Raw genomic sequence first — 9,418 nt, forward strand, 5'->3', positions numbered from 1 at the left:
TACGGTAAGCCCTCCAAATTATGAATGCACCGTTATTCCAAAGCCGCGCGCTCTCCTAATCCCTGTAACCCTTCAGCCCAAGCGCAATGGCATAGCAACCCGCTGTAGACTCTGTACTCATAGCCAAGCGAGCAGCGGGCAAGCCGATGTATTTCGTCGCAAACGCTGCACCCATCGCTTCAGCTTGGGTAACAGGCCCTTCCTCTCCGTCAGAAACTATATCAACAACCACTTTTCGAGCAGCGGCTTCACAGGGCGTAAGCGCTTTATATCGGAGTAAGAAATATCCATGGGTGAAGAGCACAACTGCAAGGATAGCTGCAATGACACGCTGCCCGAAAGTCGGCACGCTATTTGACTGTGCTTCCGCCTGCTTAAAGTTTTGGGGCTGGCTTATCGAATCTTTTCCAACTGCCCGAGCGGTTTCCCTAGGTGCACCGCAGTGAGGGCAGCTTGTTGCCTTGAGACTTACCTGGTTACCACAGTCTGGACACTCGGTCAGATTATTTGGTTTCGTTGCAGGCGCTTCCTGGCCTGTGGGCTTGGCAGCAGGGTCACTACCAGCCTTAGCAGCATTACCAGACAAGTGCGAGCCACAGGCTGAGCAGTGCACTGCCAATGGCGAATTCGATGCTCCGCACTTCGGGCATTGCTTATTGCTCATGTGACTACCTCCTTGCTGTCTTGGTTGCGCGTCTTCCTACAGCGCATTAACCATTCAAACCTATGCTCTTGTAAATTTCACTGAACAAATTGTTGACCAAATATAAACATTATGTTTATTCTTAACTAAACGTTATGTTTATAGGCATCGACATGATCACAAGCACCGAACACGGATACGCACTGAACGGCTGGGAGGCAACCCCCATGCCCCTGCCCAACGGCGGCAAGTTCACCGCTGGCGAATCACGCGCCGTCGTCTGCCGGGTCAATGGACTGAAAGCGGCTGAAGCCGCTCAAGAGCTGCACTGCAGCAGCCGTAACATCCACCAGTATTGGCAGACCCTCTACTACAAGCTCGGCTGCAACAACGCCATCGTCGCCATCAACAAGCTGGTCGAAATGGGCGCCCTGCACCGCCTCCAGGTACTCATGCTGGCGCTCATGCTCGGCACCAGCGGTGTACTCAGCACCAGCACCGATGCCGACCTCGATATCGAAACCCGTTCAGGCCGCGCACGCGGCACCCGCATTACCCGCCGCGCATCCGGCAAACGCGGACGTGGTGGTCGCATAGCTGGCGCCAGCGGTGCCCTGCTGGCTGATCTCGACTACTGGGCCAACGGCAACGCCGGCGACATCTACACCCACGCAGACGCACAGGGAGCCCTGTCATGACACTCGAAATGATCATAACCCTGTACGTCGGCCTGCTCTGCCTGGTGGCCTTCTTCGCCGCAGGCTGGGCCGTCGCCACTGTCGGGTACTGCTTGCACGCACTCTGGCACCGCAAGCCCGTGCGCCCCGTCTTCAAAGCAATGTTGGAGGAATGGTGATGCGTGATTCATTCGACACCCTGAAGAACCTGATTGACCAGGCGTATAGAAGCCGCACCGGAACAGCTTCATACAAGGCACTTCTGGGCTGCGCGTCAATTGACGTCGAGTTTAACGGCGGGCTGGCCTTCATCCATCACTGCGCTCCAGGCAAGAAGCCGCAGGAAATAACAACCAGCCAAGCGATAGCGCTGATTGAAGAAACCGACACCCTGCTTGAAGAGAGAGCATCCAAATGAACCGCATCCAGACCCTACCCCGCACCACAGCCGCTATCCGCTACCGCCAGCGCGAACAGCTCACCGGTGGTGTGGTGGTCCTGAACAAAGGCATCCCCACTACGTGGCTGCCAAGCATGCCGCCGGCAAAAGACTGGCAGGAAGGCATTGAAGCTGTCGATGCAGACGGCAACGAATGGTCCGCCCAAGGCGGCAACGAAGACGGCGCAGAGTTCTGGCGCCAGCTCAACGGATAAGGAGAGCAGCATGCAGTGCGAATGCCAAAGCCGATTAAACGAGAAGATTTTGCAGGCCGTGAAAGCCAATTTGCCCAAAGGCTCACTGGAGCCAAAAGCCGAACTGGTTAACTACGCCTTCATCATGAACGGCAACTCAATGGATACGCGAGTGTTTCTTGAATTCAGCGGTGAAGTCATGGTGCCCAAGCGTGGTGGCGGGCTCAAGAAGCAGAAGATCAAACAGAAGATAACCACTGCATATTGCCCCTTCTGTGGCACACCTGCTGAAAATAAGGACAAGGAGTGATCATGTTCAACCCCAAAAACGCAATCGCCTACCTGGTCAATGACCTGCCAGACGCCGAAACCCTGCAGTCGGCACTGGCTGAACACCCTTTCCGTCCACGCGGCAGCCAGGAACTCAGCAGCATGGGCTGGGCCACTCCCTGCAAAGACGCCACTGACGGCCTGGTATTCGACGCCCATGGCTGGCTGCTGATCGGCCTCAAGTACGAAGAAGCCGACCTGAAAGCCGCGGTCGTGCGTGAACAGCTGGCCAACAGAGTGGACGACATTGAGCAGGAAGAGTCCCGCAAGGTGTACCGCAAAGAAAAGCTGCAGCTGAAAGATGAAGTGGTACTGGACCTGCTGCCCCGGGCATTCAACACCCACCGCATGACCTACGCCCTGCTGAACCCAGAAAAGCCGTACCTGTTTATTGAAGCCACCAGCCACAAGCGTGCCGAAGAGCTGCTGAACGCCCTGCGCGAAGCCCTGGGAAGCCTCAAGGTTGCCCTGCCCCTGACATCGCTATCAGCAGACAAAGTCATGACAGGCTGGCTCACCGGCGAACAGATGCCGAACGAATGGGCGCTGGGTGACGAATGCGAACTGCGCGACCCGATGGCCGAAGGCGGCAAGATCGCAGCCAGGGGCCAGGAGCTTATGAGCAAGGAGATCACCGCGCACATCGAAGGCGGCTACCTGGTGAAGCGCTTGGCGCTGGAGTATGGCCAGGTCATCGAATTCGTATTGCACGAAGACCTCAGCATCCACCGCATCCGCCTGACTGAAGAGTTTCGCGACCAGATAGATGCAGACACCCCTGATGATGTTATCGCCGCTCTGGATGCCGCCGTGTGGCGCTGGGGCACCGATCTGACCCGTCTGATGAACAGCCTGGTGGATGCGATGGGAGGCATTCCCGATCAGGATTCCTTCCAGCTGGTACAGGAGCAAGACGACATACCGGCCGGCCCCCTCACCCTGAGCGCCAGCGTAGGCAAGGCCAGTGAAAAAGCGGTGATGATCACCAGCAAGCTCTACCAGATGCGCCAGCAGCAGATTTTCCTTGGCGGTGAAGAACGCTTCAAACAAAGCGTTGAGCATTACCGCCCCATGTTCGAGCAGGTCATGGCCGATCAGAAGTGTGACCCGATCAAGGCGCTGATCACCCTGCTCGATAACGCCAAAGGCCACCAGAACGAAGGCATGCTCATGCACGTGTTGAGCGCAGTTGCCTGCGAGCTGGCAGAACCTTCACTGGGAGAAGCAGCATGAACCCGATGAACCAATACCCGCCACGCCCTACAATGACGGATGAAATCCTAGAGCCGGTTGTAGTGGCCTTTATCGCTACCAATCCAGAGTTTGCTAAGCGTTGTGGCCCAGATAGCGTTCAAGACATTGTGGATGCTTACTCACTCAGTGCTGACGGCTTCGAGCTTTGCAAATACCTTGAGCGCGATCATGGCTGGGACACATCCCGCGAAGACATGGACACGCTTGATGAACTGGGCTCAGACGTGCGTGCCAGGCTCAAGCAGCTTGAGCAGGAGTGGATGACACACAACAACATCAAGCCGCCCTACCCAATCGGCACAAAGGTGAAATGTAACAGCCGCCGTGACATTGGCTTCATCGACAGCATCTGTGAATACCATCCTGGTCGTTTCCTGGTAAGGCCAGAAGCACCAAGCGACGTCGACAGGAAGCACAGCATGCGCTGGGTCTGCAAATTCGAGGAAGTCGAACCTGTCAGCGAGGCCTCAGCATGAACCTCTACTCCATCATCCTGCGCTTCCGCGCCGACCCAAGCCCGACCAGCCCCGCCACCGGCATGCGTCGGGTAACCGTCCGCGCCAGCAGCGTCAGCAATGCAATCAAGCAGGCAATGGCCGGCTATACCGGCCCCTGGTTTGTCCGTGGAACCGTCGTGAGAGGTAAGCAGGGATGAACAAGCAACTGCGCCAGCGCCTGGAGAAAACTATCCAGATCGCCCAGAGCATGCTCAAGGAAGAAGAATTCCACGTCTCCAACTCCGAGATCGACTGCGTTCCAGTACCCGTGACAACCAAAACGGCGGCCAAAACAAAGCGCTGGGTACTGAAGCGTGGTGCCAAGCGTGTGGGCACCTGGACATTCCAGATCGCAACCGGCGGCAAAGCCCACGGTGATCTGTATCTCGAAACCAGCTTCAAACGGGAGGCAGTATGACTGCTCAAGCCCAACACCGCGATCCCAGAAACGCCGATCTGGCCACTGCGCTGGAACAGTTCGAAATCGACAACCTGAAAGAGCAGCTGCGCCAGCAGCGCATTACTCATACCGAAGAGCTCAGCGCCGCCAAGCGCGAAGCAGAGCAGGATCCACTGGAACGCATGATCGATCGCTGGAACGGGTACCCCGGAGCAATCGAGCGCGCCAGAAGTGCCGAGGCCGAACTGGCCAAGGCTCGCGCCGAACACGCCAGCGTCACGGACACCCTGAATGTCGTGGCCGACAACTGCGCCAAGTACGAACAGCTGGCCGACCAGTACAAAGACCAGTGCGAAAAAATGCTGGCCAAGAACAACGGCAACGTCGAACGGGCCAATGATGCGATTAGCCGTCTGCAGCAGCAGGTACGTGAACTGAACAACCAGCTGCGCATCTACCGCGAAATGAACCCCGACAAGCTAAAGAAGCAGGTCAAAAGGCTACAGGACAAGAACAAGGAACTGACCGCCCGCAACGAAACCGCCGTCAAGAACGCCGAGCAGGCCAAGAAAGAAAAGGCTCAGCTTGCCCGGGAGCTGCAGGCTACCCGGCAGATGAATCGAGACCTCAAAGACTCCCTGGACGACATGGAAAAGATCGCCGAGGGCACCCTCGATGCCAACGAATGCCGCTACGCCTACCAGGACGAAACCTGGGGTATCACTGGTCACGACCGCAACACGCAGGATCTGATCTTCATCGAACACCTGCCCACTGGTCAGCGCCGGGTACTCAGCCGCACCACCGGCGATGTAATGCGCACCGAGCCGATCCCATCATCGATTAAAGCCCTGGCAAAACAGTGGGTGGAGAAATACGCCCAGCTTCATGACGCCATCGACAGCCTGTGTGAACCTGCACCCAGCCAACAAGAGGACTCCTGATGGAACAGCGCGAATTCCACCCTGCCACAGATCTACCAGAGCGAGGCCAGCACCTGCTGATTGAACTGGCAGATGGAAGCGTGATCGATGGCATTCGCCCTCTGGTGGACGCCTCGCACCGAACCAACCCGGACTGGCGAGACATGAAGGGCAACCGACTGGACGCAAAGGAGATCACCCGATGGGCAATCAAGTAAGCCGCATGGACATTATTGGCCAGAACGGTAATGACGGACTGGCGTACTTGGAAGACGTAGGTGACGAACAGCAGCATGTTGGCAGCAGTCAGACTGAGATCGAGGCGATTCCGGCAATCATGACAGGCGTACCGCCAAAGGGTGCAACGCATTGGTATGCCGGTTCAAACCTGATGCCTCAAGGTTGGTACAAGTTGGACGGTACCGGCTGGTGGTTCCACGGCCGTTACAGTGACCACTGGGCGCGGGCCGAAACCGTGCCAAAGGGTGAAAAAATGGAGCGCTTGGTGCCTGACCATATCGGTGACACCACCGAAGAGGTCAAACCGGTACGGGCGCTCGACACACAAGAGGGCGGCAACCATTACAAGTCCCTGAAGATCCAGCCGGTCGAGTACATCCACGCCAACGGTATCGGTTACTTCGAGGGCTGCGTGATCAAGTACGTCACCCGCTGGCGATCCAAAAACGGCATCGAAGATCTGCGCAAAGCCCAGCACTTCATCCACCTACTTATCGAATTGGAGTCTCAGTAGTGAAAAACAAACTATCAGACCTGAATGACCACCTGTTTGCCCAACTTGAGCGCCTGGGTGATGAAAGCCTGAAAGGTGATGCACTGGCCAACGAAGTAGACCGGTCACGCGCAGTCACCAGTGTTGCAAAAGAGATCATCAGCAACGCGTCACTTCAGCTCGATGCCGTCAAGCTGAAGGCAGAGTACATGGGGCTCAAGCAGGATGACGTTCCTCTCCTGCTCAATGGAAAAGGTGACGGCGATGGTGCGTAAACAATACACCCAGGAACAGCTCGACTTTCTGCAAGCAGGATTCCGCAAATGGGGATACGACCAGCTGACTGCAGAGTTCAACCAACAGTTCGGTACCGACAAAACCATTAGCCAAATCCGCTCAACAGTGAAAAACAAGGGTTACAAATGCGGCCGTGGTACTGGTGATCTGAAGCGCGGCCGATCTGAACTGTTTACTCAGCAGCAGATTGATTGGCTGCGTGAAAATTACCCACGTATGGACCGCACAGAGATCACCGACACCTTTAATAGCACCTTTGGAACCAGCCTATCCAAAAGCCAGATCGTTGCGTTCTTGAAGCGAAACAAGATCAAAAGTGGCCGCACTGGCCACTGGGGAACAAAGCCGGGCTGGAACGCTGGCACAGCAGGTAAAGGGATCTGCAAACCGAATAAGGGCAGCTTCAAGCCAGGCCTGGTGCCGCCCAACATAACGCCCATGTATACCGAGCGCACAAACAAGTCCGGATACATCGAAATTAAGGTGCCGATCGCCAACCCATATAACAAACAGAAAACGCGCTATATGCCAAAACACCGTTGGTTATGGATGCAAAAGCATGGAGACATACCACGCACCCATGCAGTCATTTTCAAAGATGGCGATCGAACCAACTTTGATGATGACAACCTTGCGCTGGTAACCAGGCGACAGCTGTCCATGTTGAACATTCGTAACTACTTCGAAGCACCGGCAGAACTCAAAGAATCAATCTGGCACCTGGTAATGCTTGAGAGCGCCGTTATAGGAAGCGAGTTAGCCGATAGTGACAAGTCGCATCAGCAACTCGTTCAGGAAGCCATAAAGCAACCCCGCACAACCCGGGAGATTTCCGATATCACGGGCGTGCATCAAACGCAGGTGGCCACCCTGCTCTGCCTGCTACAAAAACGTGAACGGGCCAAGGTCATCGGCAGCCGTCAGGGCGTAAGTGGGCGTCATCTGAAGATCTGGATTGCTTCCAATAGCCACCTAGTAGGCGCAAAAGGACATGAGGAACTGCACTGATGCTGAAACAAAAACGCAAAGCCCTGCAGGCCTACGCCCCAGAACCCCAGCAACTGGAGCGCCAGCAGAACCACTCAGTCATTGCCCAGTGCCTGGCCTTCATCGCCGGCCACAAACCGAACGGCATCAGCTTCCAAGTAGACGAAGCCGGAGTCAGCGCCAGCATGGGTACCGAGCGCTTCACCCTACACCCCAACCGCTTCGAGCTGCAGTCAGACATCGAAGCCCTATGCCGCATGGCAGACCGGAGGATTCGATGACGACTGATAACCGACAGGCAATCATCCACTTGGCGCACGACGCCCTGGCATTCGCTGACCAGATCAGTACCGACTGGCCTGCAGAAAAGCAGCTGACCCATCTGCGTGAGCAGATAGCTCTGGCCCGTAAGCACCTGGAGTCAGAGCCTGATGATGCCATCAAGCAGGTTCAGGCAGATGCTGTAATGCATTTCATGGCCACACCGGTCGGCGCTTATGAAGCCGGCTTCGTGGATACGCCCCTCTGCACCATCGCAGAGCTGTACCAGGTTGCCCGCAATCATGTGAAAGACAACTACGGCGTTGAAACCAGGTCGCTGGCTGAAGAGATGGGCGAGAACTTTGCGCGGGAGTGCATGGGGCGACCGGCTGTGAATGATGTCATTAATGAGCGTCTGCGACAGGTAAACGCTGAAGGCTGGACACCGGAGCATGATGATCAGTACGGAATGGGTGATATGGCTGAAGCTGCCGCTTGCTACGCAGTATCAACAAGCTTGAGTGATAGGCCCTGGGAGACGTATTGGCCGTGGGCGGATGAGTGGTGGAAACCCACAACTCCACGCCGCAACTTGGTCAAAGCCGGCGCTCTGATACTGGCAGAGATTGAGCGTCTTGATCGTGTAGAGCAAAAGGAAGGTGAGCAGCATGAAGCGTAACGTATTCCAAGACGGAAACGGCTCAGGACTGGTGATGATTGAAGGCCTGGGCGAGTACGTGCCGGTGGCTCAGCTGGCTGAGCTTGAGCAGCGCATTGCTGACCAGAAACGTCTTACCAAAGAGCTGGACATTGCCATGAACGGGGAGGATGCGGCAGAGCAAGCAAGCCTGTGTGACTTGGTAGCCCAGGCAAAAAACTCTGAAAGCCGCACTCACATAATCTCACCACAGGTGTTTGAGGATGCGCTGAAAGAGCGCGATCAGTTGATGTTGGCGCTTAGCGAGAGGCTGCCTCACCCGGATGATATGGCTGTTGAAATGTTTGCCATGGCCATGCGCGAAAAGATGGCTCAGAAGCGTGAAGAGGGTCGATTCGGCTGGTCTGATACCTCAATCTGCACACATGAATTATTGAATAAGTTGCTGTGCGGCCACGTCGATAAAGGCGATCCGGTTGATGTTGGAAATTTCGCAATGATGCTGTGGCATCGACATGAGAGAACAAGCCTCGCCGCCCACGATGCCGAGGTGATTGAGTACTTCAAGAATGAGCTGGTGAAGTCGGTAAAGCCGATCTTCAGGCCACACATTGAAGGTGTCTGTGCTGTGGTTCAGCAGCAGATCACCCAGCAGGCCAAGGAGGTGCAGTCGTGACCAACTTCACTCCTACTCAGCTCATAGCTATTGATCAGACTGTTTCGGCGTGGGGTTTGGATAAGTCCATTCAGCGTGCCGGTGAAGAGCTCCTTGAACTGGGCCTGGCTCTACAGCACTTCAATCGAAACAAAGTTGGCAAGGAAGTTGTGCTGAACGAAATGGCTGACGTACGCATTGTCCTCCAGCACCTCGAATTCATATTCGGGAATTATCAGACTCAGCTGGATGCCAAGGTGCTTAAGGGCTGCAGCCAACAGCAAGAGAGCGATAGCTGCGAATTGGAGTGCGGCGCACACGGTACATTCTGCCGATGCAAAGCGGAAGCAGATCTGGCCGAGGAGGCGCAGTCGTGAAGTGGTCATACCCTGCGGCAATTGCCGGAATAGCTTTTTTTGCTGGATGGCTTGGGGCGGAGGGCTCTACAGCAGAGATGACCATTCACCTGG

General features: G+C 55.8%; 19 protein-coding genes. 18 read left to right on the forward strand and 1 reads right to left on the reverse strand.

What is annotated here, in order from left to right; all coding sequences use genetic code 11:
* Window positions 1–55: 55 nt before the first annotated feature.
* Window positions 56–664: a double zinc ribbon domain-containing protein gene (locus BW956_RS22880; RefSeq protein ID WP_076461882.1), complete on the reverse strand. Its 609-nt coding sequence runs from the start codon at window positions 662–664 to the stop codon at window positions 56–58.
* A 152-nt stretch (window positions 665–816) separates the two neighbouring features.
* On the opposite strand from BW956_RS22880, the gene BW956_RS06905 reads away from it, so the two are divergent.
* Genes BW956_RS06905 through BW956_RS06985 form a run of 18 tightly spaced genes read left to right on the forward strand, consistent with a single transcriptional unit; the run spans window position 817 to window position 9,325 of the window.
* Window positions 817–1,341, forward strand: a complete 525-nt coding sequence (locus BW956_RS06905; RefSeq protein ID WP_139327142.1) for a hypothetical protein — start codon at window positions 817–819, stop codon at window positions 1,339–1,341.
* Entirely contained in the window at window positions 1,338–1,499 is a 162-nt protein-coding gene (locus BW956_RS22410) for a hypothetical protein (RefSeq protein ID WP_175611976.1), read from the forward strand. Before BW956_RS06905 ends, BW956_RS22410 begins: the two co-directional genes overlap by 4 nt.
* Window positions 1,499–1,738: a hypothetical protein gene (locus BW956_RS06910; protein WP_076461886.1), complete on the forward strand. Its 240-nt coding sequence runs from the start codon at window positions 1,499–1,501 to the stop codon at window positions 1,736–1,738. Before BW956_RS22410 ends, BW956_RS06910 begins: the two co-directional genes overlap by 1 nt.
* Complete coding sequence (locus BW956_RS06915; protein WP_076461888.1) at window positions 1,735–1,974, forward strand: hypothetical protein; 240 nt, start codon at window positions 1,735–1,737, stop codon at window positions 1,972–1,974. Before BW956_RS06910 ends, BW956_RS06915 begins: the two co-directional genes overlap by 4 nt.
* A gap of 10 nt (window positions 1,975–1,984) precedes the next feature.
* Complete coding sequence (locus tag BW956_RS06920; RefSeq protein ID WP_076461890.1) at window positions 1,985–2,263, forward strand: hypothetical protein; 279 nt, start codon at window positions 1,985–1,987, stop codon at window positions 2,261–2,263.
* Window positions 2,264–2,265: 2 nt separating this feature from the next.
* The gene (locus BW956_RS06925) at window positions 2,266–3,516 is read left to right on the forward strand and encodes a recombination-associated protein RdgC (protein WP_076461892.1); all 1,251 of its coding nucleotides are present in this window, start codon (window positions 2,266–2,268) and stop codon (window positions 3,514–3,516) included.
* The gene (locus BW956_RS06930; protein ID WP_139327143.1) at window positions 3,513–4,013 is read left to right on the forward strand and encodes a hypothetical protein; all 501 of its coding nucleotides are present in this window, start codon (window positions 3,513–3,515) and stop codon (window positions 4,011–4,013) included. Before BW956_RS06925 ends, BW956_RS06930 begins: the two co-directional genes overlap by 4 nt.
* Entirely contained in the window at window positions 4,010–4,192 is a 183-nt protein-coding gene (locus BW956_RS06935; RefSeq protein ID WP_010323658.1) for a hypothetical protein, read from the forward strand. The genes BW956_RS06930 and BW956_RS06935 overlap by 4 nt, the downstream gene beginning before the upstream one ends.
* Entirely contained in the window at window positions 4,189–4,452 is a 264-nt protein-coding gene (locus tag BW956_RS06940) for a hypothetical protein (protein WP_076461896.1), read from the forward strand. Before BW956_RS06935 ends, BW956_RS06940 begins: the two co-directional genes overlap by 4 nt.
* Window positions 4,449–5,378: a coiled-coil domain-containing protein gene (locus BW956_RS06945; RefSeq protein WP_076461898.1), complete on the forward strand. Its 930-nt coding sequence runs from the start codon at window positions 4,449–4,451 to the stop codon at window positions 5,376–5,378. Before BW956_RS06940 ends, BW956_RS06945 begins: the two co-directional genes overlap by 4 nt.
* The gene (locus BW956_RS06950; protein ID WP_076461900.1) at window positions 5,378–5,575 is read left to right on the forward strand and encodes a hypothetical protein; all 198 of its coding nucleotides are present in this window, start codon (window positions 5,378–5,380) and stop codon (window positions 5,573–5,575) included. The genes BW956_RS06945 and BW956_RS06950 overlap by 1 nt, the downstream gene beginning before the upstream one ends.
* Complete coding sequence (locus BW956_RS22540) at window positions 5,560–6,111, forward strand: DUF3310 domain-containing protein (protein ID WP_217695097.1); 552 nt, start codon at window positions 5,560–5,562, stop codon at window positions 6,109–6,111. Before BW956_RS06950 ends, BW956_RS22540 begins: the two co-directional genes overlap by 16 nt.
* Window positions 6,111–6,365 (forward strand): hypothetical protein, encoded by a 255-nt coding sequence (locus BW956_RS06960; protein WP_076461902.1) that lies wholly within the window; start codon window positions 6,111–6,113, stop codon window positions 6,363–6,365. Before BW956_RS22540 ends, BW956_RS06960 begins: the two co-directional genes overlap by 1 nt.
* Window positions 6,355–7,395: an HNH endonuclease signature motif containing protein gene (locus BW956_RS06965; protein ID WP_076461903.1), complete on the forward strand. Its 1,041-nt coding sequence runs from the start codon at window positions 6,355–6,357 to the stop codon at window positions 7,393–7,395. The genes BW956_RS06960 and BW956_RS06965 overlap by 11 nt, the downstream gene beginning before the upstream one ends.
* Window positions 7,395–7,655: a hypothetical protein gene (locus BW956_RS06970; RefSeq protein WP_076461905.1), complete on the forward strand. Its 261-nt coding sequence runs from the start codon at window positions 7,395–7,397 to the stop codon at window positions 7,653–7,655. Before BW956_RS06965 ends, BW956_RS06970 begins: the two co-directional genes overlap by 1 nt.
* Window positions 7,652–8,314, forward strand: coding sequence for a hypothetical protein (locus tag BW956_RS06975; protein WP_076461906.1), 663 nt, complete (start codon window positions 7,652–7,654; stop codon window positions 8,312–8,314). The genes BW956_RS06970 and BW956_RS06975 overlap by 4 nt, the downstream gene beginning before the upstream one ends.
* Entirely contained in the window at window positions 8,304–8,969 is a 666-nt protein-coding gene (locus tag BW956_RS22415) for a hypothetical protein (RefSeq protein ID WP_076461908.1), read from the forward strand. Before BW956_RS06975 ends, BW956_RS22415 begins: the two co-directional genes overlap by 11 nt.
* Window positions 8,966–9,325 (forward strand): nucleoside triphosphate pyrophosphohydrolase family protein, encoded by a 360-nt coding sequence (locus BW956_RS06985; RefSeq protein WP_076461909.1) that lies wholly within the window; start codon window positions 8,966–8,968, stop codon window positions 9,323–9,325. The genes BW956_RS22415 and BW956_RS06985 overlap by 4 nt, the downstream gene beginning before the upstream one ends.
* Window positions 9,326–9,418: the final 93 nt, after the last annotated feature.

Origin of the sequence: Marinobacterium stanieri, from assembly GCF_900155945.1 — a bacterium.
Taxonomy (GTDB): Bacteria; Pseudomonadota; Gammaproteobacteria; order Pseudomonadales; family Balneatricaceae; genus Marinobacterium; species Marinobacterium stanieri.

Bases quoted from the DNA above. Each gene is read 5' to 3' on its own strand.
- BW956_RS06930 (WP_139327143.1), top strand. From the start codon at position 3,513: ATGAACCCGATGAACCAATACCCGCCACGCCCTACAATGACGGATGAA.
- BW956_RS22410 (WP_175611976.1), top strand. From the start codon at position 1,338: ATGACACTCGAAATGATCATAACCCTGTACGTCGGCCTGCTCTGCCTG.
- BW956_RS06975 (WP_076461906.1), top strand. From the start codon at position 7,652: ATGACGACTGATAACCGACAGGCAATCATCCACTTGGCGCACGACGCC.
- BW956_RS06940 (WP_076461896.1), top strand. From the start codon at position 4,189: ATGAACAAGCAACTGCGCCAGCGCCTGGAGAAAACTATCCAGATCGCC.
- BW956_RS22880 (WP_076461882.1), bottom strand. From the start codon at position 664: ATGAGCAATAAGCAATGCCCGAAGTGCGGAGCATCGAATTCGCCATTG.
- BW956_RS06915 (WP_076461888.1), top strand. From the start codon at position 1,735: ATGAACCGCATCCAGACCCTACCCCGCACCACAGCCGCTATCCGCTAC.
- BW956_RS06910 (WP_076461886.1), top strand. From the start codon at position 1,499: ATGCGTGATTCATTCGACACCCTGAAGAACCTGATTGACCAGGCGTAT.
- BW956_RS06965 (WP_076461903.1), top strand. From the start codon at position 6,355: ATGGTGCGTAAACAATACACCCAGGAACAGCTCGACTTTCTGCAAGCA.
- BW956_RS06935 (WP_010323658.1), top strand. From the start codon at position 4,010: ATGAACCTCTACTCCATCATCCTGCGCTTCCGCGCCGACCCAAGCCCG.
- BW956_RS06970 (WP_076461905.1), top strand. From the start codon at position 7,395: ATGCTGAAACAAAAACGCAAAGCCCTGCAGGCCTACGCCCCAGAACCC.
- BW956_RS06950 (WP_076461900.1), top strand. From the start codon at position 5,378: ATGGAACAGCGCGAATTCCACCCTGCCACAGATCTACCAGAGCGAGGC.
- BW956_RS22415 (WP_076461908.1), top strand. From the start codon at position 8,304: ATGAAGCGTAACGTATTCCAAGACGGAAACGGCTCAGGACTGGTGATG.
- BW956_RS22540 (WP_217695097.1), top strand. From the start codon at position 5,560: ATGGGCAATCAAGTAAGCCGCATGGACATTATTGGCCAGAACGGTAAT.
- BW956_RS06925 (WP_076461892.1), top strand. From the start codon at position 2,266: ATGTTCAACCCCAAAAACGCAATCGCCTACCTGGTCAATGACCTGCCA.
- BW956_RS06920 (WP_076461890.1), top strand. From the start codon at position 1,985: ATGCAGTGCGAATGCCAAAGCCGATTAAACGAGAAGATTTTGCAGGCC.
- BW956_RS06945 (WP_076461898.1), top strand. From the start codon at position 4,449: ATGACTGCTCAAGCCCAACACCGCGATCCCAGAAACGCCGATCTGGCC.
- BW956_RS06905 (WP_139327142.1), top strand. From the start codon at position 817: ATGATCACAAGCACCGAACACGGATACGCACTGAACGGCTGGGAGGCA.